Genomic DNA, 23239 nt, shown 5'->3' with positions numbered 1-23239 from the left:
AGGACGTTGGATCAGGACGTGACGCCGATGATGTCGGCAGCGCTGACGGAGACGCCGTTCACGGTCAGCGAGGGCGTGGACGTCGAGGTGTCGATGCCGGTCACGGTTCCGGTGACGGTCGTGTAGTTGAGGACCGAGTTGCCGGCGGAATCCGTCGCGGTCACCGAGATGGTGTACTGGCCGCCGTCGGAAAGCTGGGTGCCGCTGGAATTCTTGCCGTCCCAGGTGAAGCTGTTGGACCCGGCATTGCCGGTGCCGGTGCCGGTGTAGACGGTGTTGCCCGAGGAGTCCTTGACGGTAATGGAGACATCGGAGGCGGCCGACGACAACGAGTAACCGAACGTCGCCGAACCGTTCGTCAGCGTCGACGTGTCGGTCTTCGCCTCGACGGTGTGACCGATATAGTTGACCGAATTGAGCGTCACGAGGCTCGAGAACGAGCTAGAGAGCGAACTCAGATTCGAGTTGATCGACTGCTGCTGGCTGAAATTCGCGTAAGAGGTGAGCTGATTGATGAAGTCGGTGGTCGAGGTCGCGTTCAGCGGATCCTGGTTCTGAAGCTCGCTGACCAGCAGACTGAGAAAGTCGCTAGATGTCAGCGTCGAACTGGACGACGTGCTCGACGAGGACGACGTCGTCGTGGTCGACGTCGTTGCAGAACTCGTTGCGGAAACTGTCATCAGGAACTCCGGCTTTCCCGCGCAGCCGGCGACAGCGATGTCGGTCAGCGCGCTTGAAATCTGTGTGCTGATGAAACGCGTGGGCGCGCGGATTCAGGCGCGGATTCGCCGCTGCAAAGATCGCTTTCGATAAGGCAGAATCTGCCGGGTGGAAGCGCGTGCAGCGCTTCCACTACGTCATGGCCGGGCCAAACACTTGTCCCGGCCATCCGCGGGATGCTCGCAATCTCAAGAACGTGGATGCCCGGGACAAGCCCGGGCGTGACGATCTCCTGGAGCAGGTGGGGATGCGAAGAATCAGAAGAGCCGTTCAGCTCTCCGCCGTCTCGCCCTCGGTGCGCGGCTCGGCCGTATCGCTCTTCATCTTCGCCGCCGCGGCGGCGATGCGGTCGACAAGGCCCGCTGGTGCCCGGACCGGGGGAGCGGCAAGCGCGCGGCGCAAGACCCGCATCTCTTCCAGCGAGGCCTGAGCGGCCGAGGAATGCTTCAGCAGCTCTTCGGCAGGCAAGCGTCGATCGTCGGGCCAGCGCGAGAGATCCTCGCCCAGCTGGTCGATCAGTTCCTCAAACTCGGTGACGTCCATCGCCCGCCGATCCCGCCTCGGTCAGGCCCGTCATAAAGCATCGCAGCTGCGGCGGAAACCGATTTCCGGCGGCTCCGCGCGCCAAAACTGCCCGGACCACCACGGAAAGTGGCCCAAACTTCCGGACAGAGGATCGCCGGGACGATTGCGCGGCCCGGATGCGAACGCCTCTCAGCCCGTACGGGTCGAATCGGCCGGCGCAGGTTTGGCGCCGCGAACCGTCGCATCGACGTGCTCCCAGGCCTCCCGCAACTCGGTCACGGCAGCGATGATCCGCCGAAAACTCTCGCGCGCATGCGGCCGGCCGAACGCCTTGTGGCTCGCCACGATCAGGATGTTGTAGGTCTGGAACAACCGCTCGGCCACCGCCCCGCCCCTGGCGAAGTCGAGATTGTGGCTGAGTCCGCGCAGTATCGCGGTCGCCTTCAGCAGGAGGTCGTGCGCCTCCTCGAAGCGCCGCGCTTCCTGCGCGGCCAGCGACTTCTGGAGGAAGGTAATCGCTCCAGCCAGCAGCATCGAGACCGCCTTCAGTGGCGGCACACTGGTGGCCGCGCCCCGATAGGCCTGATTGGCCATGTACGCCATCGGATTATGCATCATCAACTACTCGAGCTGGAGTTAAGCAGGGCCTTGAGATAGGTGAGCGTGTTGTTCGCGCTCGTGATCGCAGCCTGGTAATTCGCGTATTGGGTCTGGAGTTGCGTCTGGTAGGCGGACGCGGCGCTTTCGATGTCATCGACCTTCTGCTGAAGTTCGGTGTCGCGATCGGTCAGGTTCGTGATCAGCGTCTGCAGTGAGCCGGTGCTCGACGAATAGGTCTTGGACAGCTGATAGAGCTGCGTGGCGATGCCGGAGGTCGAGGTCACCGTGATCGACTGCGACGTCGATCCCGAATAGGAGAAGGCCATGCCTGCATAGGCCGTTCCGGCCGCACCGATGATCGTGGTGCCGCTCACCGTGAACAGCGAGGAATCGCCGCTGACCGAGGCCGAGGTGAGGTTTCCGGACGAATCCACTGCGAGGTCGAGTGTGAAGGATTGCGGCGAGGTGCCGGTGTTGACGACGCTGAGCTGGCTCGACGATGTCTTGGTCTGCGCCGACAGCAGCGTGGTGACGCCGCTCAAGTTCGTGCTGAGGACGTTCGAGAGCGTCGAGGTGTCGAGCTCGAGCTCGTTCTTCTCGTTGAAGGACAGGCCGAGGTCCGCCATGGTGAGGCCACCCACGGTGCTGTTGAGCGCGTTCTGAAGCGAATCCATGATGTCGCGCATCGTGCCGTCGCCGAACAGCACCGCGCTCGAATCCGCGGTGCCGTCCGAAGCCGTCGCTTGCTGCGCGATCACCGCATCGCGGAACGTGTTGTAGTTGGTGACGAGGTTCTCGACCGCCGTCTCGATCTGGCTGGTGTCGGGCTCGATGCTGATGCTGAGCGATGTCCCGCTGGGCGTCGCCTGGAGCAGGTTGAAGGTCACGCCTGTCAGCACGTCGGTGATGTCGTTGGTATCTCGCGTCATCGAGATGCCGTCGAGGGAAAATTCCGCCGCCTGCGAGGTCTGCAGCACGTCGGCAAAGGCGCCCGTGCTGTCGGTCAGGCCGAGCTCGTTCAGGATGTCATCGCCGGATGTGCTGGAATAGCTGATGTCGGCGGCATCCTCGGTGCCCGACAGCACCATCTCGTACGACCCGCTCGACACCTGGACGATCGAGGCCTGCACATTGGTGGTCGAGGTCTGGGCGTTGATGGCGTCGACGACGTCCTGCAGCGACATCGTGCTGGTTACGCTGATACTGGCAGTACTGCCGCTGCCGAGGCCAAGCGAGAACGTGCCGGAATAGCCGAGCGCGCTGGTCTCGCTCGACTGCGAAGTGCCAACCACCTTCTGCGCAGTCGCGACCTGGCTGATGGTCAGCGTGTGGTCGCCGGTCGCCGCGCCGTTGCTGACGGACATCGAGAGCGCGGAGGACGCGCTGACGTCGCCGCTCGAACTGATGGTCGCCGAGCGCGTGGCGAAGACGTTGGTGGCGAGCGAATTGACGACGGCCGTCGCGAGCGATGACAGGCCGCTGGAGAGCGTGGAAAGGTCGGTCTGGAGCGTCTGGTAGGCCGAGATCTTGGCCTCGTTGTTGGTGATCGAGGTCGAGATCGTGGTGGCCGCCGTCAGCTTGGCGTTCACCGCCGCCGTGATCAGCGCGCTCCAGTCCACACTGGTCGATGTCGTGGTGCCGGTCGTAGTCACCGACGACGCGCTCGACGTACTCGAGCTGGCGGTCGACGTGCTGCTGGTGCTCGAACTGACTGACGTCACTGTGCTGCCCGATCCTTCCCCGGGTGAACCGGGCCGGCGTCAAGCCGGCCCGGAAATCTCGGCTTGAGCGCTTAGCCGAGCAGCTTGAGCAGGTACTGCGGCATCTGGTTCGCCGCGGATTCCGCCGACACTGCGGCCTGGGTCTTCACCTCGGCCGAGGACAGCGTGGCCTGCTCGGCCGCGATATCGACGTCCTTGATCGCCGAGTTGGCCGATTGCAGGTTCTGGGTCTGGGTCGAGATCGAGTCGGACGAGAAGTTGAAGCGCGATTCCTGCGCGCCGATGCTGGCGCGGGCGGCGGAGACCGTGTCGATCGCGGTATCGAGCACGTCGAGCGCCGAGGCCGCATCCGACAGAGTGCTGACATCGAGCGAGGTCACGCCGAGCGAGGACGACGTCAGGCTCGTCAGCGTGATGGTGATGGTGTCGGAGCCGGACGAGCCGACCAGCACGGAGACGCCCGAGGAGAACACGCTCGATCCATCGAGCAGGCTCTGGCTGGAGTACCGCGTGCCGGTCGCGATCGAATCGATTTCGCTCGTGAGCTGCGAGAATTCCGAGTTGATATAGGCACGGCTGGAATCGGTCGTGGTACCCGAGGCGGACTCGGAAGCCAGCGATTTCATGCGCGCCAGGATGTCCGAGATGTTGGAAGCACCGCCGTCGGCGGTCTGGAGGATCGCGGTGGCCTGCGAGGCGTTGGTCGCGGCCTGCTGCAGCGTGGTGACGTCCGACGAGATGCGGGTCGAGATCGCAAGACCGGCGGCGTCGTCCGATGCCGAGGTGATGCGCGAGCCGCTCGACAGCTTGGCGAGCGCACTGCTCTCCTGCGCCGAATTGATGTTGAGGTAACGGACCGCGGAGTTCGCCGCGGTGTTGGTGGAGATTGCAGGCATTGGAAACTCCTGTGCTGATGGGCATGGCGTGCCGCATCTTTGAAGACGACTGACGACGCGGACCGCAGCCCCGTCCGTTCGCTCAAACGGTGGAGCGCAAGGAGATCAGGCGCGAAACTTTTCGGATGCCGACTTTTATGGTTAGCGATCGGTAAACGCCGTGCGGATGTCGCGTTCGTGCTTGCGCAGCAATTGGCGAAGCTGCTGACGCCCGCGCTTGAGCAGGGACTCCACCGCCGCCACCGTGGTGTCCATCACCTGGGCGATCTCGCCGTTGCTCATGTTCTCGTGGTACGAGAAGATTACCGCGATGCGCTGCTGCTCGGGCAGGCGCTGCATGGCGAGTTCGAGCATGCAGTTCAATTCGTTGCGTTCGATGATCTCGACGGCGCCCGGCTGGCCGTCGGCGACCTCCGGCACTGTCTCGACATTTTCGTTGCGCGGCTTGCGGCGCAGATCGATGCAGCGGTTGGAGATGACGCGGTAGAGCCAGGTCGAGAACTTTGCGCGGCCGCGCTGCCAGCGCCCGCGATGGCTCCAGATCTTGAGCATGGTGTCCTGCACCACGTCTTCGGCGTCCGCGGCATTGCCGACGATGCGCAGCGCGATCGCGTAAGCGCGGTCGATGTGGCGCTCGACCAGCATGCGAAAAGCGACCTCGTCGCCCGTCGCAAGCTTGTCCAGGAGTTCGCTGTCCTCGTCGAAGACGATTTCGGCGGCAACAGGCGTAGAATCCGGCGCCAGCGGCACCGACGGCATCATGGGCGTGATCTCGTCAGCCGGAAGCGTCGTCGCGATCTCGGCCTCGGCGGGAGCCCAGACATCAGCAGCGTAACTCATCCCGCAATCTCCAACCCGCAATGCCGGCGGCGCACATGCCACATGGCTTCCAGGCGTTGAACGCGGCACCAGAACGATCCAGGCGGATAATTTTTGTTATTTTTCAAGATGTTAGCCGGTATCTTTTGCCGAGTGTCGGGCAATAATTGCCGAGGGCGCGATATTCTCGCGCAGCCCATCGGTAATCATCACATCGTCTCGCGCCATGGCGGATCAATCATCCTGGACAGATGTCGTTGGAAGAAAACGCTGACATTACGCGGCACTAGGTGATCAAACGCGACGCGCGCGATGCGCATCAAGAAGCTAATGTTTCCGAGTGTAAATGAACGCGAGACGACTTCTGCACTCGGCAATTTTTTCCGAATCACCTTTTTCGAACCTAACGATTTTTTTGAATCTGTCAGTCGTGACGAATGCGTTTTTGAATCGCGCGAGAATTTTTTCGCGCGTGTGGCGCCTGACATGGTGAACGTGCGCGTTAATTGATCTGATTGGCGGGGATTCTGCACATGACGATCGCAACGGCCGGCGCGCAGCGCCGCGCGCAAATTGTTTCTGCTTGGTCGTTCGATGTTTTCGATACATTTCTGTTGCGCGCCTGCACGGCGCCGGATGGCGTATTTGAAAGGACTTACGAGCTTTCCGACATTTCAAGAACTTGTCCTGATGTTTCTGCGAGTTTCGTTCAGCATCGCATTCAGGCCGAAGCACGCGCGCGGAGAACCGCAAAGGAGAAGCGCGGCACGAGCGAAGTTCACATCGAGGAAATCTATTCCTTCTTTCCATTCAGGCTGTTCGGCCTAGCGCGCAGCCACCTGAACGATCTCGTCGAATCAGAGTTCGCGGCCGAGCTGGAGCTCTGCCGCGCCAATCCGGACATGATCAGGCAATATCTGGACACGAAGCGCGCCGGCCATCGCGTCGGGTTCATCTCCGACACCTATTGGGATTCGGACCGGCTATCGCGGCTGCTGCGGGCGTGCCGCCCCGGACTGACATGGGACTTCCTCTACGCCTCCTGCGACCACGGCAGCGGCAAGAGCGAGTCGCTTTTCGCGAAATACCTGTCCGAGCAGGATATCGACGCCGGCGCCTCCTTTCACGTCGGCGATAACGACAAGGCGGACATCAAGGGCGCAAAGCGCCACGGCATTCGTCCGCGGTATTACCCGCAGGCGACGCTGCAGCTCGCCTCGAAGTTCCAACGCGAGACCGCGCTGTTCGAGCTGTTGTGCACCGGCGCGCCGTCTCGGCTCGATCACGGCGCTCGGACCTTGCGGCGCATGGTCGCCGCCCGCAGCGCCGAGAAATCTCCGGCCTTTCATCTCGGCATGACCGTGCTCGGCCCGGTGATGACGGCGTTCGATGCCTTCATCGCCCGGCGTTGCCAGGAGGTTGCGGGCCCGGGCCGAAAGATCGCCCTCGCCTTCCTCGGCCGCGACGGCTTCTTATCCCACCGGATCTGGCAGGAAACGCACGGCCCCACATCGGCCTATCTCGAGATCAACCGGCGGGTCAGCCTGATCGCGTCGGCCGATACCATGCAGCCGCTCATCGAGCTCCTAGCCAAAATTCTGAAGATCGATGCGCCGACCTTCCGCGACATGATCAAGATCCTGCCGCCCAAGGTCGCCGCCTTCTTCGCCGCGTCACCCAACGGAATCGCAAGCGGACCTGACATCGCCGAGGCCCTTCCCGACCTGATGGACGCGAGCCAGATCGTCGAACTCGCCGCGGCGCTGCGCGCGCGACTGCTGGCCTACCTGCACCACTTGATCCCCGACTTTGACAACTGCACCGATCTCGTCCTCGCCGACCTCGGCTATTCCGGCAGCGTGCAGAAGGCGCTGCGCCGCGTCTTCGATCTCGCAGGCATCAAGATCCGTCTCCACGGCGCGTACCTGGTCTCGCTCGACGACGCGTTCGACGATATCGCCGACCGGGACAGCGCAGCGGGCTTCATCACGGACCTGGTGGTGACGCCGCACATTAAGCGCATGCTGATCCGCAATATCGCATTGCTTGAGCAAATCTGCTGCTCCGCCGACGGCTCGGTCCGTGATTATGACGGCGACAAGGTGTTGCGCGAGATCAATCCGCGCCCAGCCAGCCAGATCGCGCTTGCAGCGGAGATTCAGGCTGGCTGCGTCGCCTTTGCCGGGAGCGCCGAGGAGGTCGCCCTCGACTTCTGTCTCGCTCCTTATGACGCCCCCGATATCGCTGCGCGCTGGTGCACGGCGACACTGGCGCGGTTCCTGCTGCTGCCCGACGAGGATGAGCTGGCGCTGCTCGGCGGATTGAAGCACGACGTCAATCTCGGCACGCACGCGCTGGCGCCGATGATCGACAGCGATTTCATTCGTCGGCAAATCACTGCCCGCGGCTTCTCCGCCGCCTGCGCCTCTGCCGCCCCGCCGATGTGGCTCGCAGGCTGCTTTGCCCGCCTGTCGCCGTCGAACGCCTATCTCTACACGCTGTTCGGAGCCAACCGCCTGCCCGCCGACGTCTTCGAAGAGAGCCCATGTGGCCAGATCCAGATCGGGCTGTTCCGTGCCAATGGCGAAGCGTCGCTGGAGACTGCAACGTCTTATCGCACCGGCCTCGGCGAGCTGCGCCTGCGCATTCCGGTTTCGCGCGCGATGGGCATCGCCATGATCGCGCTGCCGCTGCCGAAATTCGCCGGGGAAGGCCTCCTTCATGGCGTGACCATCCAGCTTGCCGACGACGTCAGCGAGGCCGCCGAGAGCCAGGATGTGATCAGCATCGCGGCCGACAGCCTGGTCTATGCCGGGATCCAGCGCAACGGCACTCATTATCGCACCGAGAGCGACGACGCGTGCCTGCTGATATCAGTCGCCCCGATGACCCAGGACATCGCCATCTACTCCGTCGCGATCACTCCGCTCGGGACCACGGCGAAATAGTGCGCCTGATCGCGCCGCCCCGGCCGTTCAAGTCCAAGGGCTTGGCTGGTGACGCGAGGGGCACGGAATTGACTGACGGGATGCACGCAAACCTTGATGACGTCCTGCAATCCGGCCGTATCAGGTTCGGCCGCGCCCAGCGCAAACGCCTCGACTGGCTGACCGGCCAGTACGGCGCGTCGACGCTGGACGAAAGCGCCGGTGACCGGCGCAGCGGCGTCATCATTCTGAAGGAGCCGCTCAGCGGCGCTGCGGCCGAACTGTTCTACCGCTCGCTCAATCCCGGCTGTGCCGTCGTCATTCCCGGAGGCGAAAATCCCGGCTTCGACTTCCTCAAGTCCAAGCTGACCGAATTCGGCACCGTCGGCCCCTGCGGCGCCGACGGCCCGCACGAGATGTGGTGGGGTGGCATCGGCTGGTCGAAATTCCTCACCGCCGCCGATACCACCACCGTCCGTCCGCGGATCGTTTCATGCTACCCGCGCGGCGGCGACGCGACGGCCGCCTTCGCGCTGCGCCATTCGCTCGAGCGCTTTGATCTCGCCTGTCATATCGAACCGATCGATACCCAGCTCGGCGACCGCCTGCTCTGCTTCGAGAAAGCGGAGTTCCTGCTACGGATGTGGAACAAATATCGCGAGCCGCTGCTGTTCGTCGAAGCCGGTGCCGTGCTGCGGGAAGCGCCGCTGCTGCCGTCTTTCCTCGGCTGCGACGTCGCCCTCCACAAATGGAATCGCTGGGAGATGTCGGCGCGTACGCTCTATCTCGGCCGCACGAGAGCTGCAGAGATGCTGCTGCGCACCTGGCAGCATCTCGCTGCGTCGTACCCTGCGATATGGGAAGGTTATCTGCTCGACCAGGCCTGGAGCCTGACATCGTCGCAAGTCCCGCTCGACACGGTGTGGCTGCCGCGGTCCTATCACGCACTTGCGGGCGATCTCGGCGCGATGCGCGCAACGGTTCTGCACAAGCAGCAGACGACGACGATGGAGCTCGGGCCAGATCCTGCCTTTGCGGGCCTGGTGCGTTCCGCGCGCCGAGCCGGCCGCACCGGCGCGCGCGACGCCTTCATGATCATGACGTCGAAGGCCGAGGCCGGCAAGGGCATCGCCGTGATCCTGCGTGACATCTCGGCCAACGAGCCCGGTGCGGTGGCCGCGACCGTAGAGGCCGTGACCGGCGCCTACGCCGCCGATTGCGGCGGCTATGGCCGCCTCGAGCTGTCGCTCTGCGCCTGGCAGGAGGACGTCGGCGCCGCACGCGAGGCAGCAGCGCAGGCCCGCTACCGCATCCTGGAGATAGAGCCGGGACGGCGCATCGCCAACGACTTCTTCGCACATTGCGCTGCCGACGACGCCGTCACGACCGCCCGCCATCTCTTCCCCTGAGGGACCTCACGCGATGCTCAAGACCATCATCCTGCTCACCGACACCGTGCAACAGCAGCAGCCGCTGGCCAATCTGCTCCGCGAGCACAATCGCGACCTCGCCTTCTGCTCCGCGCTTCGCGCCCAGGACCTTCGCGCCATCGACCCGGATATCCTGAGCGACGCGCGGCTGGTGTCCTTTGCCGCCGACGTCGCAGTGCCCGAAAAGTTCCTGCTCCAGCTCGGCTACGGCGCCTACAAGTTCTACGCCGCGGCCACGCAATATCCGGGTCTGCCCCAGGCGCCCGACGAGAGCGACGAGGCTCCGAACTGCTATTCCGTGATCGCGCAATCGATGATGATCTGGCCAGACTTCAAGAAAGTGGTCGGCCTGGAAACCGTGACGATCCCGGACGGCACCGCGGCCACTGAGCGCGAGCGGCTGGTGTTCACCCGTCTTGCCCATTTGTTCTGGCGGATGTCGATCATGATCGCCGGCGAGGTCACGGATCTCCCGGGAGTCATCGGATCTCCCGAGAGCCAGCGGCCGACGCTGGCGATGATGAACTGAGTTAGCTGGCGGCGTCGCGGAGCTGCGCCGATAGCGCGTCTCGGTGCTCTGGCGCCGCGATCGCGATCATGCGACGTGCGCGCGCGGCAAGACCACAGCCGCGCAGCTCCGCGATACCCCATTCGGTGACGATGGCATCGACATCGGCGCGAGGCGTCGTCACCGTCTCGACACGGGCGACGATCCGGCTCGTGCCGTCCGATGCTGTCGCCGGCAGCGCGATGACGGCACGCCCGCCGGCAGACGCGTTGGCCCCCCGCACGAAGTCGAGCTGCCCGCCGATCGCCCCGATCGCAATGCCATTGAGCGTCTCGGAATTCACGCTCCCGTCCAGTCCGACCTGAAGCGCCGAATTGATCGCGACCAGCCGGTTGATCCGCGCCAGCACGCCCTGACCGTGCGTGTAGGACGTCGGCCGCACCGAAACAGCCTTGTTCTCGTGCACGAAGCCGTACAGCCGTCCTGTGCCGATCACCTGATTGGTGACCGTGATCCCTGCATCGATCCCCTTCTTCGCATTGGTCACGGCACCACGCTCGATCAGATCGACGACGGCATCGTTGATCAGGCCGGAATGAATGCCGAGATCGCGTACATGCGAGAGCAAGGACAGGATCGCGTCCGGAATTCGGCCGACGCCGAACTGAAGCGTACTGCCGTCGGGTATCAGACTCGCCGCATGCGCAGCGATGCGCCGGGAAATGTCGTCGAGCGGCGGTGACGCCAATTCGGCCGGTGCACGGCGGGCCGCCACGCGCATGTGGATCGGAACATCGTCCGGCCATTCCGCTCCGAACGTGAAGGGCGCGTCCGGATTGATCTCGGCAATGACAAGGCGCGCACCGCGCGCGGCATCGATGACATAGTCATTGGAGAGACTGGCGCTCAGTCGCCCGTCACCGGACTCCGCAAGCTGCACAAGGACGACATCAGCCTTGTGCCGGCGCGAGGCAAAGGCGGCACAGAAGGCGCTGTAGTTGCTCGGGATCACGTCGAGCCGCCCGGCCCTGGCGAGCCGCCGCGCGTTGCCGATCACGCCATAGCTCTGGAACGAGACGTTGGGTGCGCGGGTTGCGGAGAACGTGTCGGAGAAGATCGGCCCGACCATCATCCGGAAAGCCGGCAATTCTCCGGCCTGCGCCATCAGCGCTTCAGTCAACGTAAGCGGCTCGGCCGTGGCCTGGCCGCAGACGACAAGATCACCCTCACGAATCAAGCCGCGAAAGTCCGGGTTCATGGGGATCCTGCCGGCAAGCCCGTCCCTCTAGTACGACTTGGCGAGGCCCAGCACCTTTTCCGCGATGAAGCTCAGCGCAAGCTGCGGGCTGACCGGTGCGATGCGCGGGATCAGCACCTCGCGCAAATAACGCTCGACATGAAATTCCTTGGCGTAGCCGAAGCCACCATGGGTCATCACCGCCTGCTCGCAGGCATGGTATCCGGCTTCGCCCGCAAAATATTTCGCGGCGTTCGCGCCAGCACCGCAAGGCAAGCCCTTGTCGTATTGCCATGCCGCCTGCATCACCATCAGCCAGGCCGCCTCGAGCTCGACCCAGTTGACTGCCAGCGGATGCTGGATGCCTTGATTCTTGCCGATCGGGCGGTTGAACACGGTGCGCGTCTTGGCGTATTCGGTCGCGCGCGACAGCGCCAGCTTGCCGAGGCCGACGGCCTCCGCCGCGATCAGGATACGCTCGGGGTTCATGCCTTCGAGAATGTACTGGAAACCTTTGCCCTCTTCGCCGATGCGGTCCTCCATCGGGATCTCGAAATCCTCGAAGAACAGCTCGTTGGAATCGACGATCTTGCGGCCCATCTTCTCGATCTCGTGGACCTTGATCTTCTTGCGGTCGAAATCCGTGTAGAACAGGCTGAGGCCGTGGGTCGGCGAGCGCACGTCTTCCAGCGGCGTGGTGCGCGCCAAGAGCAGGATCTTGTGCGCGACCTGTGCGGTCGAGATCCACACCTTCTGGCCGTTGACGATGTAGCGGTCGTTCTTGGCGACGGCGCGGGTCTTGAGCTGGGTGGTGTTGAGGCCGGTGTTGGGCTCGGTGACGGCAAAGCACGCCTTCTCGCGGCCCTCGACCATCGGCGGCAGCATGCGCTTGCGCTGCTCCTCGGTGCCGAACACGACCACGGGATTGAGACCGAACACGTTGATATGCACCGCGGAGGCGCCGGACATCCCGGCGCCGGATTCCGCGATGGTGCGCATCATGATCGCAGCCTCGGTGATGCCGAGGCCGGAGCCGCCATATTCCTCCGGCACGCAGATGCCGAGCCAGCCGGCGTCGGCGAGCGCCTTGTGGAAATCGTGCGGGAAGCCGCCGTCGTGATCCTTCTTCAGCCAATAGGCGTCGGGAAAGCCTTCGCAGATCTTGGCGATGGCGTCGCGAATGGCTTCCTGCTGATCGGTAAGCGCGAAATCCATGATGGTCTCCTTCTGGAGGCTCGTTAAGCTTAGCGCCCCATCTGCGAGGGAAGCCAGAGGATGATGGACGGAAACGCCACCAGGATCGCAATCGCGACCAGGTGCGCGATGAAGTGCGGGAAGGTGCCGTGAAACACCTCCGCCACCGGCCGCTTGGCATAACGTGCGACGATGAAACAGTTCAGCCCGACCGGCGGCGTGATCATGCCGACTTCGGCCGTGACGATCTTGATGACGCCGAACCAGATCGGGTCGAAGCCGAGCGTCTTGATCAGCGGCAGCACGATCGGCACGGTCAGCACCAGGATCGCGATCTGGTCCATGAAGGAACCGAGCACGATATAGCCGCACAGGATCAGCGTGATGATGATCCAGCGCGAGGTCGGCAAGGAGCCGATCCAGGCGACCAGATCCTGGGTCACATGGGTGAGCGTGAAGAAATAGCCGAAGATCGAAGCCCCGACGAGGATCATGATGATCATGCAGGTGCCGTGACAGGCGCGCAGCAGCGTCTTGTAGAGCGAGGTCGGCGTGATCTTGCCCTTGACGATCGCAAGCAAAAAGGCGCCGAATGCACCGAAGGCGGAAGCCTCCGTCGGCGTCGCGACACCGAGATAGATCGTGCCTGTGACGATCGAGAACAGCACCACCATAGGCGACACTTGCCACAGCAGCGCAAACTTCTCCCGCCACGGCACTGATTTCGCGGCCGGCGCGCGCGAGGGATCCTGCCAGACCAGGAAATAGATCGTGGCCATGATGGTGATGGTGACGAGGATCGCGGGGATGATGCCGCTGATCAGGAGTTTTCCGATGTTCACCTCGGCGAGCAGGCCGAAGATGACGAGCGCGACACTGGTCGGCAGCAGCATCGACAGCGTGCCCGAGATCGCGACGACGCCGGCGGCCATCTTCGGCTCGTAGCCCTGGCGGATCATCGCCGGCAGGCTGGTCGAGGACAGCGTCGCGGCTGACGCCGTCGAGGTGCCGCAAATCGCGCCGAAACCCGCGCCGGCAAGAGCCGTCGCCATGCCGAGCCCGCCGGGAACGCGCCCGACCCAGGCCGAGGCCGTCTTGAACAGATCATCGGCAACGCCCGACAGCAGCACGAGGTCCGCCATCAGCAGGAACATCGGGATGGTGATGAGTTCGTAGGAGGAGACCGTCGAGAGCGGCGCGGTCTCCAGGATGCCCGATAGCGTCGGGAAGCCGCCGACCATGACGAGACCGACTGATCCGGAAAACGCCATGGCGAAACCGACGGGCGTACCGAGCGCGAGCAGGCCGAACAGCAGAGCGAGAACGATGAGAGGTGTCATGGATGCCTGCCGTTACTCGAAGCCGCGGGCTTCGCCGACGCCGGTGACCGGCGGCAGCGGATAGAGGTCCCGTCCGCTGACCAGACTCAGCACATTGCCGATGAGCTGGAGCGCGAGCCGCAGCACCAGTACACCGCAGCCGAACGGCACCAGCGCGGCAGAAATCCAGGTCGGCCATGGAATGGCGCCCGAGAGGACGTCGTGCTGCTCGTAATTTTCCAGCGCGCGCGCGAAGCCGACTTTGCAGATCAGGGCGAACACAAACAGGCCGGCGAGCGCGGTGACAATCTCGGACAGCCGCCGCCCCGCCGGCGAGAAGCGCGACAGCAAAATGTCGACGCCGACATGCGCGTGCTCGCGCAAGGCATCCGACAGCGTGAAGAAGAACACGCCCGCGAGCAGGTATAGCCCAATCAGGTCATAGGTGAAGGAGAACGGGCTGTTCAGTGCATAGCGCATGAACACGTCGGTGACGACCAGCACCATGATCACGAACAGGAACACCACTGCGATCACCGTCAGCGCGCGCTCCAGCGCGCCGAGCACCTGCCCTGCCCGTTCGATCACCTCGCGTCTCCCTGTTCGTTTCAGGATTACTTGCTGCCGGCGGCGAGCAAGTCGTCGAACTCCTTCAGCGCCGCAGAGGCCTGCTTGCCGCGGCTGTCGAGACCGGCCGCCCACTCGTGACCTACGCCTTTGAGCTTGTCCTTCATCTCGGCGCGCGTTGCCTCGGGCAGCGGATCGAAGGTGACGCCTTCGTCCTGCATCTGCTTCTTGGTGACGGCACCTTCCTTGTCGACGTCGGCGCAGGCCTTTGGCGTGATCGCTTCCGATGCTTCGTTCATCGCCTTCTTCACGTCGTCGGGCAGCTTGTCCCAGACCGACTGGTTGATCGAATAGGCCACGATGAAGCTGCCGAAGCTGACGCCTTCGGTGCCGTGCTTGACCAGCTTGTCCAGGCCATAGGCCACGACGCTATCGAGCGGGAACAAGAGACCATCCATCGTGCCGCGCGAGAGCGACTCATAAGCATCGGGCGCAGCCATGCGCACCGGCACCGCGTTGAGCGCGCGCAGCGTGAGATCCTGCGCGCCGCCGGTGGTGCGCAGCTTCAGGCCCTGCATGTCCTTGACGGTTTCGACCTTCGACTTGACCGTCCACACCTGATAGGGCGGCAACACGACGGCCATCAGCAGCTTGATCTTGTTGGGCGCATATTCCTGCTTAGCCAGCACGCCTTCGCGCGCACTCTTCCAATAAGCGAGCGTGCCCTGGCAGCTGGTCGCGAACGCGCCCGGCAGTTGCGCGACTTCCGACAGCGGCATCTTGTCGGAGACATAGGACGGCCCGATGTAGCCGATGTCGACCACGCCCGATTGTGTCAGCCGCAGCATGTCGGCGGCCTTGCCGATCTGCTGGTTCGGATAATAGGTGAAGGTCACCGCGCCGTTGGTGCGCTTGGTGACGTCGTCCATCCAGGGCTTGAGCATCAGACGGACGAGATAGTGTCCGGCGGGAAAGCTGTCGGCGACCTTGAGCTCGAGCGCCTGCGCCTGATGCGTCGAAACCGGCAGCGACAACGCGAGCACGGTGGCAACCCGGACCAGATTCTTCTTCATTTCATTCTCCCTGATGCGTCCAATGCCGAAGGCGGCAGCCGCTGGCTGCCAATCCGCTCGGCCCTCGCTCCGCTTATTGCTTGAGAAAGTGTACATATATGTGAATTTATCTGTCAAGTATATGAACTAGTCATGGGGCTATGCGCGTCCGAGCAGAAGCCACCAATTGACAGGGTCGATTTCTGAACTCTAACTCCACCTATATGAATTTATCGCACGAGGCCTCATGGGACCGCTCGCCGGCTTCACCATTCTCGACCTGACCTCGGTGCTGATGGGCCCCTACGGCACCCAGGTGCTGGCGGACATGGGCGCCGACGTCATCAAGGTCGAAAGCCCCGAGGGCGACATCGTTCGCCAGATCGGCCCCGGCCGCACGCCCGGCATGGGCGGGATGTTTCACAATGCCAATCGCGGCAAGCGCAGCATCGTGCTCGATCTCAAGAAGCCGGAAGCGCGCGACGCGCTGCTGCGGCTGGCGAAGAGCGCCAACGCGCTGGTGTATAATGTGCGTCCGCAGGCAATGGCGCGGCTCGGCCTCGACTACGAGACGCTGGCCGCGATCAATCCGTCGCTGGTCTATGTCGGCGCATTCGGCTACGGCCAGTCCGGTCCCTATGCCGCCAAGCCTGCCTATGACGATCTGATCCAGGGCGCGGCCACGATTCCAACGCTGTTAGCTGCCGCCGGCGACGGCACGCCGCGATACGTCCCCGTCACCATCGCCGACCGCATCGTTGGCCTGATGATGGTCAACGCCATCATGGGCGGGCTGATGCACCAGCAGCGCACCGGTCAGGGCCAGCGCATCGACGTACCGATGTTCGAATCGATGACCGAGTTCGTGCTGGTCGATCATCTCGGCGGCCTCACCTACGATCCACCGCTCGACCATGGCGGCTACGCCCGCCTGCTGTCGCGCTATCGCCGGCCCTACAAGACCAGCGACGGTTATCTCTGCGTGCTCATCTACAACGACAAGCACTGGCGGAGCTTCTTCGAGGCGATCGGGCAACCGCATTTCCTCGATCAGCCGCGTTTTGCCAACCACGCTGCGCGAACGAGACACATCGACGAGATCTACGCGGAAATTGGCCACATCTTCGCAACGCGTACGACCACAGACTGGCGCGAGCTACTCGAGCGCGCCGACATTCCGGTGATGCCAATGCACACGCTGGAGACGATTCTGGAAGATCCGCATCTCCAGGCAATCGACTTCTTCAAGACGGTGGACCACCCCGTGGAGGGTCGCATCCGCCAGATGCGCGTGCCCTCGACCTGGAGCGTGACCCAGCCGGAAGCCGCCGGCCCCGCGCCGACGCTCGGTCAGCACGGCCGCGACATTTTGCGCGAGGCTGGTTTCTCGACGGAGGAGATCGAGCGGCTCGCCGAGCAAAAAGCAGTTCACCTGGCCGCGCCGCCCTAACGGCAAGCGCTGGCCAAATCGCACCAAGACAGGGAGGAAACCGCGATGGCCGGACTTTATTTCGAAGACTTTTCCGTGGGCCAGGAGTTCAGGCATCCGCTGACCCGGACCGTCACGGAGATGGACAACACCATGTTCAGCCTGCTGACGCTCAATCCGCAGCCGCTGCACATCGACGCGCATTTCGCGGAAAAGACCGAGTTCGGTCAGCGCATTTTCAACAGCCTTTACACTCTCGGCATCATGATCGGCATGACGGTCTATGATACGACCATGGGCACCACCGTCGCCAATCTCGGCATGACCGACGTCAACTTTCCGAAGCCGGTCTTCCATGGCGACACCTTGCGGGCGACGACGAAGGTGCTTTCGTTGAGGGAATCCAAATCGCGCCCGAAGGCGGGCATCGTCGAGTTCGAGCACCACGCTCTGAACCAGAACGACGAGATCGTCGGCAAATGCCGCCGCATGGCGATGATGCACAAGAGGCCGGTCTGATGCGTTCGATGCTGTTCGTGCCGGGGGATTCCCCGCGCAAATTCGAGAAGGCGAGCGAAGGCAAGGCCGACGCGCTGATCATCGATCTCGAGGATTCCGTCGTCACCGACAGGAAGCCGGAGGCGCGCGGGCTGACGCTGACGATGCTGAAGGGCCGCCCCGGTTCGCACCAGCTCTATGTCCGCGTCAACGCGCTCGATACCGGCATGACGCTCACTGACCTCGCCGCGGTGATTCCGGGCAAGCCTGACGGCATCGTGCTGCCGAAATCGCAAGGCGGCGACGATGTGCGCCAGGTCGCGACGTGGCTCGAAGCTCTGGAAGCCGCATCGGGCATCGCGGTCGGCGCAACCCGCATCGTCTGCGTGGCAACGGAGACCGCCAGTTCGATCTTCGGGCTGGGTAGCTACAAGGGCTGCTCCCCTCGCCTCGCCGGCCTGATGTGGGGCGCGGAAGATCTCTCGGCATCGCTCGGCGCCACCGAAAAGGCAGCGGGCGGGGTGTTCCACAGCCCCTATCGCCTGGCGCGCGATCTCTGCCTGATGGCGGCGGCCGCGGCTGAGGTCGCGCCGATCGACACCGTCTACACCGACATCGACAATCTCGCGGGCCTCGAGCAGGAAACGCGCGCCGCACGGCGCGATGGGTTTTCCGCGAAGGCGCTGATTCATCCCAAGCACGTCGAAATCGTCAACGCAGCGTTCGATCCGACCGACGCAGAGCGCATCTGGGCGGAGAAGGTGATCGCGGCGTTCGCGAGCAATCCGAACTCCGGCACGTTGCGTCTCGATGGCCAGATGATCGACAAGCCGCATCTTCGCGCCGCGAAGAAGATCCTCGGCCAGAGCTAGAGCAGGACATAAAGCCAAACCATGATCGTTCGCCAAGCCGCAAACGTCCTGGAGATCATGGAATTCTTCGCGCAAACGAAGAAGCCGGCGACGCTTGCCGAGATCGCCGATCATTTCGGCTGGCCGCGCTCGTCGACCTTCAACCTGCTCGCGACCCTCTCGGAGAAGGGCTATCTCTACGAACCGCGCCCGCGCGCCGGCTTCTATCCGACGCCGCGGTGGCTGGCGATGGCGCGGATGATCTCCGAGGTCGAGCCACTGCCGCCGTGGACGCATCAGTTGATCGCCGACCTCTCCGCCGAAACCGGCGAGACGGCGTCCATCGTTGCGCCGGCGGGCGTGATGGCGGTGTTCATCGACGTCGTCGAATCCAGGGCGGCGATCCGCTATTTCGCGACCATCGGTCACCGCGTTCCGATCCACGCCACCGCCAGCGGCCGTGCGCTGCTGCTGCAATATTCTCAGGAGGAGCGCGACTCCGTCTATCGCAAGATCGAGTTTAGGCAATACGGCCCGTCGACACCGATCAGCATCGAGGCGGTCGAGGCCGAGCTGCGCAATTCGATCGAGCGCGGCTATTGCCAGAGTTTTGCCGACTACAGCCGCGACCTCGCGGGAGCGGCGATCCCGCTGCCGATCGGCGACCGCCGGCTCTCGGTTGTCGTTGCAGGGCCGGAGTTCCGGATTGGGCCGAAAGTCGCGGAAGTCGCTTCACTGATCGCGCGAACGGTCGATCGGCTGCGACCGAAGACCACTGCGGCTTAGACCGCAGCCCTTATTCGAATCCTTGAGCGGGCGGCATCGTCGTCGCTGCGGGCGCAGCTTGGACAGGCTGCGCAGCAGGAGCGGCTTGAACCGATGCAGTGGTCGCAGGCCTCATCTGGCCGTTAGCTTCCATTGCCTCGCGCGTGCGTGACGGAGCCCGGTTCGCCTCGCGGCGTGGTGGCTGCCGGTGTCTTGCCGATCGCGAGCCTCCCATGCCCCATGACCGGGCGATCGATGGACCGGCCGTATAGCCAATCACGGCGCCCGCGACGGCACCGATCGGACCGAGCACGACCGCACCGGACACTGCGCCCAACGCCGCGGAGCCAGCACGCTCCTGCGCAACGGCGCTTGCGGGCACGCCAGCCAGCAGCACGATGCCAGTGATCAAAGCCTTGTTCATCCGAGTGCCTCCCTCACGGGAAATCACTTCACCCCCAAATATGGCCACAACAGGTTTGTTCATGGCCCAACACGGGGCAATCGCCGAGGGAACTCCGGCAATTCAGGGACGTGCCGGCCCTTCTCGAAATGGCCGATCTTGCTCGCCGGATGGATCGGGCCGAGCACTGCCGCATGATCGAAGCTTCCGCCGATCTCCCAGGGCTTCTTCTCCGCGGCCATGCCGTTCTGGAGATCGCGCCGGTTTGGCTGATTTCAGATATTCGGTATGCCAGCAACGCCGTCCGGGCGCGACCAGGCTCCGGCATATTCGTCAGGGATGCGGTCCGGCGCGCTCCCGCCCTAGCATGGAACTTGCATAATTTCTGGGCGATATGGACGCCGCATGAACCTCATCAGTCTCGACATCCGCATGCTCCGGTCGCTGATCTCGGTGGTCGAAACCGGCAGCATCACCGAGACCGCGCGACGGCTGGGCCGCACCCAGCCGGCTATCACGCTGCAATTGCAGCGGCTGGAGGAGCTCACCGGCAAGCAGCTGTTCGAGCATGGCGGCCGCAGGCTGATGCTGACCGACGACGGCACCACCGTCCTCACCTATGCCAAATCCATCCTGCGGTTGCATGACGAGCTGATCTCGCAGCTGGCATCGCAGGAGATCGAGGGCCAGGTCGTGCTCGGCACGCCCGACCTCTATGCCGCGTTCATGCTGCCGCAGATCCTCAGTGTGTTCCGGAAGTCGTTCCCGCGCGTCCAGGTCGAGCTCAACTGCGCGCTGTCGACTCCGCTCGTCGGCCTCGTCAAGCGCGGCGACGTCGACATTGCGCTCGTCACTCGCATGAACGATTTCACCGGCGGCCAGGTCGTGCGGCGCGAACAGCTGGTGTGGATGACCGGCGAGCAGTCCACGGCGCATCAGGAGCGACCGATCCCGCTCGCGCTCTTGCCGCCGGGCAACATCTATCGCGACTATGCGATCGATACGCTGGAGCGCGCAAATTTGCGCTGGCGCGTCGCCTGCGTCAGCGAAAGCGTCGGCGGCCTGCAAGCCGCGGCCTTCGCCGGCATGGCCGTCACGGTGCTCGGCCGCAGCGCGCTGGTGCCGGCGATGCGCGAGATTGGACCGAACGAAGGCCTGCCGCCGCTGCCGAAGATCGAGCTGCTGCTCTACAAATCGAGCGGCGCAACCTCGAAGGCGGCGACCGCGCTACACGACTATCTCGCGCACTATCTGCGCCTCGACGAGGAGCTCAGCGGCCGCGGCGCGCCGATCGAGCTGGGCTAGGCCGACACAAACTCGAAAACAACCCCATGCACAGTAGAATGGCCCTTGTTTGCAAAGGGGTTTTCGCGCGTCATTTTTCGGAGAGCCGCGGCGCGGTTTTCGGACCATGCTTTCCGGATTTGACACGTCGGGCAAAACATCGGCATGATTGCATCATGGCCGCTTCACCCCTTGGCGCGCCCTCTCCCCTCACCTAACGCGAGTTGCGGCCAGAACTTGGCCCAGGGCTGCGCCTGCTCGAACGCGGCGGCGATGCGGAAGATCGTGGGCTCGTCGAGCCAGGGCGCGATGATCTGAAGCCCGATTGGCATGCCGTCGCGATCGAAGCCGCAGGGCAATGTCGCCGCCGGTAAACCCGCAAGATTGATCGGCCAGGTAAAGGGCGACCAGCCGAGGTGCGGATCGACCTTGCGGCCATCAATCGTCTCGACGCCGATCTTTCCAGCGTCGAACGCGGTCACGGCAACGGTCGGCGTGACCAGCACATCAACGCGCTCGAACAGCTTCACGAAAGCACTGCGCGCCTGGCCGCGGCGGTAACTTGCTTCGATGTAGTCCGTGCCGCTGTAGTGGCGGCCGGCGCTGACGACATCGCGATAGTCAGCCTCCGAGTCTGCAAGATCGGCCGTCGTCCTGGTCGCGACCGCGGCGGCCTGTTCGGTGAAGGCGATCGGCTTCAGCGTATGCTCGAGGATCTCGGGATCGAGACCCGGACCATCCATGGTGACGTGCGCACCGCAGGAATCGAGAACGGCGAGCGCCTTGCCGAAGGCCGCGCTCACATCAGGGCTGACGGCAGCATAGCCGAGATCGGCGCTGGCGCCGATGCGAACGCCATCCAGACGCCCTGCAGTCGCATCAAAACGACGCGCGGACACGGGAAGGCTTGCTGTGTCCCGCAGATCGTAAGCGGCGATGATCTCAAGTGTCAGCGCGGCGTCCGCAACGGTGCGCGTGATCGGCCCGGTATGCGCAAGCGAGGCCCAGGACGGCGGCGAAAAACCAGGCGAGCGCGGCACGAGGCCGAAGGTCGGCTTCAACCCGAACACGCCGCAGAAGGACGACGGCACACGGATCGAGCCGACGCCGTCGGTGCCGATCGCGATCGGGCCGCATCCGGCAGCGACGCCCGCCGCTGCGCCGCCGCTCGATCCGCCGCTGGTGCGGCCGGTATTCCAGGGATTGCGCGTGACGCCGGTGACCGGACTGTCGGCCGTCAACTTGTAGCCGGACTCGCAGGTCGTGGTCTTGCAGGTGATGATCGCGCCTGACGCCTTCAGCGCCGACACCACGGCGGCATCGACATCAGGTACGAAGCTCCTGTTCATCGGCGAGCCGGCGTAGGCCGGCACGCCCGCAACGAAGACGAGGTCCTTGATCGTGACGGGCACGCCCGCGAGCGGCCCCTTGGCTTCGCCCGCGCGCATCTCCTTCGTCAGGCGGTCGGCATCCGCCCTCGCCTGCTCGTACATCGGTGTCACCACCGCGTTGCAGGCTTCGTTCGTCGTTTCGAGCGCAGTGATGGTGTCGTCAACGACATCGCGCGGCGTGAACGCCTTGCGCCGGTAGCCGGCCAAGATCTCGGTTGCAGAAAGTGCGCCAAGGCCAGTCGGCGCCGGCGGGAAGGCCGCTCGGCCGGAACCATCAGTCATCATCAACCCTAAAGAGCTAGCTGAGCGCCGCGTCGACGGCGCGCTTGGCCATCACCGTGACGAGATGCGCACGGTAGTCGGCTTCGGCGTGGATATCGGAGGTGAGGCCGTCGTTGTCTATCTTGATCGCCGCGATGGCCGACGGCTCAAAACTCTCCGACAGCGCCGCCTCCATCGGCGGCACACGGAACACGCCGGGACCCGCGCCGGTGACGGCGACACGGGTACCATCAGCGAATTTCGCGACGAACACGCCGACCAGCGCATAACGCGACGCCGGTGCCTTGAACTTTGCGTAACCGGCCTTGAGCGGCGCGGGAAAGCGGATCGCGGTGATGATCTCGCCCGGCTCGAGCGCGGTCTCGAACAGGCCGAGGAAGAACTTGTCGGCCGCGATCTCGCGCGTGCTGGTGATGATGGTGGCGCCGAGGCCGAGCACACCGGCTGGGTAATCCGCGGCGGGATCGTTGTTGGCGACGGACCCTCCGATGGTGCCGCGGCTGCGCACCGCGGGATCTCCGATCATCGAGGCCAGCGCCGCGAGTCCGGGTATTTTCGCCTGCACCGACTTTGAGGCCGCCACCACCGCATGCGGCGTCATCGCGCCGATCGTAATGGTCGCGCCATCGTCGGTGATACCCTTGAGGGATCCGAGCTTTGACAGATCGACCAGTGCGACGGGACTCGCCAGCCGCTGCTTCAGCGTCGGGATCAGTGTCATGCCACCGGCGACGAGCTTGCTGTCCTCGATCGTGGTCAAAAGCTTCGCCGCGTCGGGAATCTTGTCGGGTTGGTGGTAGGCGAACGGCTTCATTGTTGTC

General features: G+C 64.0%; 24 protein-coding genes and 1 pseudogene. 9 read left to right on the top strand and 16 right to left on the bottom strand.

Annotation, left to right across the window (positions count from 1 at the left end):
• Positions 1–11 precede the first annotated feature (11 nt).
• From XH90_RS06850 to fliD, 4 genes are all read right to left on the bottom strand, one after another.
• Positions 12–680 (bottom strand): flagellar hook assembly protein FlgD, encoded by a 669-nt coding sequence (locus XH90_RS06850; protein ID WP_194479826.1) that lies wholly within the window; start codon positions 678–680, stop codon positions 12–14.
• A gap of 310 nt (positions 681–990) precedes the next feature.
• A complete protein-coding gene (locus XH90_RS06845) occupies positions 991–1263 on the bottom strand; it encodes a hypothetical protein (protein ID WP_194479825.1) in 273 nt (90 codons plus the stop codon).
• Positions 1264–1434: 171 nt separating this feature from the next.
• A complete protein-coding gene (gene fliS, locus XH90_RS06840) occupies positions 1435–1863 on the bottom strand; it encodes a flagellar export chaperone FliS (RefSeq protein WP_194479824.1) in 429 nt (142 codons plus the stop codon).
• A complete protein-coding gene (gene fliD / locus XH90_RS06835; protein ID WP_246755705.1) occupies positions 1863–3497 on the bottom strand; it encodes a flagellar filament capping protein FliD in 1635 nt (544 codons plus the stop codon). The genes fliS and fliD overlap by 1 nt, the downstream gene beginning before the upstream one ends.
• On the opposite strand from fliD, the gene XH90_RS38815 reads away from it, so the two are divergent.
• The gene (locus XH90_RS38815) at positions 3409–3633 is read left to right on the top strand and encodes a hypothetical protein (protein ID WP_246755921.1); all 225 of its coding nucleotides are present in this window, start codon (positions 3409–3411) and stop codon (positions 3631–3633) included. The genes fliD and XH90_RS38815 overlap by 89 nt on opposite strands.
• Before the next feature lie 4 nt (positions 3634–3637).
• Here the strand turns inward: XH90_RS38815 and XH90_RS06830 are convergent, their stop codons facing one another.
• The 3 genes from XH90_RS06830 to XH90_RS06820 all read right to left on the bottom strand — a co-directional run bounded on the left by XH90_RS06830 (position 3638) and on the right by XH90_RS06820 (position 5814).
• The gene (locus XH90_RS06830) at positions 3638–4462 is read right to left on the bottom strand and encodes a flagellin (protein WP_194479822.1); all 825 of its coding nucleotides are present in this window, start codon (positions 4460–4462) and stop codon (positions 3638–3640) included.
• 141 nt (positions 4463–4603) lie between these two features.
• Positions 4604–5302 carry an RNA polymerase sigma factor gene (locus XH90_RS06825; RefSeq protein WP_194479821.1) on the bottom strand — a complete coding sequence of 233 codons (699 nt, stop codon included), beginning with the start codon at positions 5300–5302 and terminating at the stop codon, positions 4604–4606.
• A 188-nt stretch (positions 5303–5490) separates the two neighbouring features.
• A complete protein-coding gene (locus XH90_RS06820; RefSeq protein WP_194479820.1) occupies positions 5491–5814 on the bottom strand; it encodes a hypothetical protein in 324 nt (107 codons plus the stop codon).
• Between XH90_RS06820 and XH90_RS06815 the strand changes: the two genes are divergently transcribed.
• From XH90_RS06815 to XH90_RS06805, 3 genes are all read left to right on the top strand, one after another.
• Positions 5815–8229: a hypothetical protein gene (locus XH90_RS06815; RefSeq protein ID WP_194479819.1), complete on the top strand. Its 2415-nt coding sequence runs from the start codon at positions 5815–5817 to the stop codon at positions 8227–8229.
• A gap of 68 nt (positions 8230–8297) precedes the next feature.
• Positions 8298–9617, top strand: a complete 1320-nt coding sequence (locus XH90_RS06810) for a hypothetical protein (RefSeq protein WP_194479818.1) — start codon at positions 8298–8300, stop codon at positions 9615–9617.
• Between the two features lie 13 nt (positions 9618–9630).
• Positions 9631–10167, top strand: coding sequence for a hypothetical protein (locus XH90_RS06805; RefSeq protein ID WP_194479817.1), 537 nt, complete (start codon positions 9631–9633; stop codon positions 10165–10167).
• 1 nt (position 10168) lies between these two features.
• On the opposite strand, the gene XH90_RS06800 is transcribed toward XH90_RS06805, so the two are convergent.
• Genes XH90_RS06800 through dctP form a run of 5 tightly spaced genes read right to left on the bottom strand, consistent with a single transcriptional unit; the run spans position 10169 to position 15536 of the window.
• The gene (locus XH90_RS06800; RefSeq protein WP_194479816.1) at positions 10169–11404 is read right to left on the bottom strand and encodes an acetyl-CoA hydrolase/transferase family protein; all 1236 of its coding nucleotides are present in this window, start codon (positions 11402–11404) and stop codon (positions 10169–10171) included.
• A 27-nt stretch (positions 11405–11431) separates the two neighbouring features.
• The gene (locus XH90_RS06795) at positions 11432–12598 is read right to left on the bottom strand and encodes an acyl-CoA dehydrogenase family protein (protein ID WP_194479815.1); all 1167 of its coding nucleotides are present in this window, start codon (positions 12596–12598) and stop codon (positions 11432–11434) included.
• A 29-nt stretch (positions 12599–12627) separates the two neighbouring features.
• The gene (locus XH90_RS06790; protein ID WP_194479814.1) at positions 12628–13917 is read right to left on the bottom strand and encodes a TRAP transporter large permease; all 1290 of its coding nucleotides are present in this window, start codon (positions 13915–13917) and stop codon (positions 12628–12630) included.
• 12 nt (positions 13918–13929) lie between these two features.
• On the bottom strand, positions 13930–14484 hold the full coding sequence (locus tag XH90_RS06785) for a TRAP transporter small permease (RefSeq protein WP_194479813.1): 555 nt from the start codon (positions 14482–14484) through the stop codon (positions 13930–13932).
• Between the two features lie 26 nt (positions 14485–14510).
• The gene (gene dctP, locus XH90_RS06780) at positions 14511–15536 is read right to left on the bottom strand and encodes a TRAP transporter substrate-binding protein DctP (RefSeq protein ID WP_194479812.1); all 1026 of its coding nucleotides are present in this window, start codon (positions 15534–15536) and stop codon (positions 14511–14513) included.
• Positions 15537–15762: 226 nt separating this feature from the next.
• Between dctP and XH90_RS06775 the strand changes: the two genes are divergently transcribed.
• Genes XH90_RS06775 through XH90_RS06760 form a run of 4 tightly spaced genes read left to right on the top strand, consistent with a single transcriptional unit; the run spans position 15763 to position 19079 of the window.
• Positions 15763–16965 (top strand): CaiB/BaiF CoA-transferase family protein, encoded by a 1203-nt coding sequence (locus XH90_RS06775; RefSeq protein ID WP_194479811.1) that lies wholly within the window; start codon positions 15763–15765, stop codon positions 16963–16965.
• 9 nt (positions 16966–16974) lie between these two features.
• Positions 16975–17463, top strand: a complete 489-nt coding sequence (locus tag XH90_RS06770; protein ID WP_371748357.1) for a MaoC family dehydratase — start codon at positions 16975–16977, stop codon at positions 17461–17463.
• Positions 17463–18314, top strand: a complete 852-nt coding sequence (locus XH90_RS06765; RefSeq protein WP_194479809.1) for a CoA ester lyase — start codon at positions 17463–17465, stop codon at positions 18312–18314. Before XH90_RS06770 ends, XH90_RS06765 begins: the two co-directional genes overlap by 1 nt.
• Positions 18315–18335: 21 nt before the next feature.
• Entirely contained in the window at positions 18336–19079 is a 744-nt protein-coding gene (locus XH90_RS06760) for an IclR family transcriptional regulator (protein WP_194479808.1), read from the top strand.
• 10 nt (positions 19080–19089) lie between these two features.
• Here XH90_RS06760 and XH90_RS06755 read toward each other — a convergent pair whose 3' ends face one another.
• Complete coding sequence (locus XH90_RS06755) at positions 19090–19482, bottom strand: hypothetical protein (RefSeq protein ID WP_194479807.1); 393 nt, start codon at positions 19480–19482, stop codon at positions 19090–19092.
• A 116-nt stretch (positions 19483–19598) separates the two neighbouring features.
• Positions 19599–19724 (bottom strand): annotated as a pseudogene (locus tag XH90_RS38810) (FAA hydrolase family protein); the annotation flags it as partial.
• Between the two features lie 142 nt (positions 19725–19866).
• On the opposite strand from XH90_RS38810, the gene XH90_RS06750 reads away from it, so the two are divergent.
• Positions 19867–20766 (top strand): LysR substrate-binding domain-containing protein, encoded by a 900-nt coding sequence (locus tag XH90_RS06750; protein WP_194479806.1) that lies wholly within the window; start codon positions 19867–19869, stop codon positions 20764–20766.
• 164 nt (positions 20767–20930) lie between these two features.
• Here the strand turns inward: XH90_RS06750 and XH90_RS06745 are convergent, their stop codons facing one another.
• Positions 20931–22418 (bottom strand): amidase, encoded by a 1488-nt coding sequence (locus tag XH90_RS06745; RefSeq protein WP_194479805.1) that lies wholly within the window; start codon positions 22416–22418, stop codon positions 20931–20933.
• Positions 22419–22434: 16 nt separating this feature from the next.
• Positions 22435–23232, bottom strand: a complete 798-nt coding sequence (locus XH90_RS06740) for a xanthine dehydrogenase family protein subunit M (protein WP_194479804.1) — start codon at positions 23230–23232, stop codon at positions 22435–22437.
• Positions 23233–23239 lie beyond the last annotated feature (7 nt).

It is taken from the genome of Bradyrhizobium sp. CCBAU 53338 (assembly GCF_015291665.1).
Classification (GTDB): domain Bacteria; phylum Pseudomonadota; class Alphaproteobacteria; order Rhizobiales; family Xanthobacteraceae; genus Bradyrhizobium.
Note: the sequence above shows the minus strand (reverse complement) of the source record. Positions and strands in the feature narration are given on the sequence as shown.

What these genes read in the sequence shown, in the direction of transcription:
- XH90_RS06755 (WP_194479807.1), bottom strand. Translation starts at nt 19,482, where the DNA reads ATGAACAAGGCTTTGATCACTGGCATCGTGCTGCTGGCTGGCGTGCCC.
- XH90_RS06790 (WP_194479814.1), bottom strand. Translation starts at nt 13,917, where the DNA reads ATGACACCTCTCATCGTTCTCGCTCTGCTGTTCGGCCTGCTCGCGCTC.
- XH90_RS06775 (WP_194479811.1), top strand. Translation starts at nt 15,763, where the DNA reads ATGGGACCGCTCGCCGGCTTCACCATTCTCGACCTGACCTCGGTGCTG.
- fliS (WP_194479824.1), bottom strand. Translation starts at nt 1,863, where the DNA reads ATGATGCATAATCCGATGGCGTACATGGCCAATCAGGCCTATCGGGGC.
- XH90_RS06760 (WP_194479808.1), top strand. Translation starts at nt 18,336, where the DNA reads ATGATCGTTCGCCAAGCCGCAAACGTCCTGGAGATCATGGAATTCTTC.
- XH90_RS06830 (WP_194479822.1), bottom strand. Translation starts at nt 4,462, where the DNA reads ATGCCTGCAATCTCCACCAACACCGCGGCGAACTCCGCGGTCCGTTAC.
- XH90_RS06740 (WP_194479804.1), bottom strand. Translation starts at nt 23,232, where the DNA reads ATGAAGCCGTTCGCCTACCACCAACCCGACAAGATTCCCGACGCGGCG.
- XH90_RS06765 (WP_194479809.1), top strand. Translation starts at nt 17,463, where the DNA reads ATGCGTTCGATGCTGTTCGTGCCGGGGGATTCCCCGCGCAAATTCGAG.
- XH90_RS06800 (WP_194479816.1), bottom strand. Translation starts at nt 11,404, where the DNA reads ATGAACCCGGACTTTCGCGGCTTGATTCGTGAGGGTGATCTTGTCGTC.
- XH90_RS06795 (WP_194479815.1), bottom strand. Translation starts at nt 12,598, where the DNA reads ATGGATTTCGCGCTTACCGATCAGCAGGAAGCCATTCGCGACGCCATC.
- dctP (WP_194479812.1), bottom strand. Translation starts at nt 15,536, where the DNA reads ATGAAGAAGAATCTGGTCCGGGTTGCCACCGTGCTCGCGTTGTCGCTG.
- XH90_RS06825 (WP_194479821.1), bottom strand. Translation starts at nt 5,302, where the DNA reads ATGAGTTACGCTGCTGATGTCTGGGCTCCCGCCGAGGCCGAGATCGCG.
- XH90_RS06845 (WP_194479825.1), bottom strand. Translation starts at nt 1,263, where the DNA reads ATGGACGTCACCGAGTTTGAGGAACTGATCGACCAGCTGGGCGAGGAT.
- XH90_RS06850 (WP_194479826.1), bottom strand. Translation starts at nt 680, where the DNA reads ATGACAGTTTCCGCAACGAGTTCTGCAACGACGTCGACCACGACGACG.
- XH90_RS06745 (WP_194479805.1), bottom strand. Translation starts at nt 22,418, where the DNA reads ATGACTGATGGTTCCGGCCGAGCGGCCTTCCCGCCGGCGCCGACTGGC.
- XH90_RS06805 (WP_194479817.1), top strand. Translation starts at nt 9,631, where the DNA reads ATGCTCAAGACCATCATCCTGCTCACCGACACCGTGCAACAGCAGCAG.
- XH90_RS06750 (WP_194479806.1), top strand. Translation starts at nt 19,867, where the DNA reads ATGAACCTCATCAGTCTCGACATCCGCATGCTCCGGTCGCTGATCTCG.
- XH90_RS06815 (WP_194479819.1), top strand. Translation starts at nt 5,815, where the DNA reads ATGACGATCGCAACGGCCGGCGCGCAGCGCCGCGCGCAAATTGTTTCT.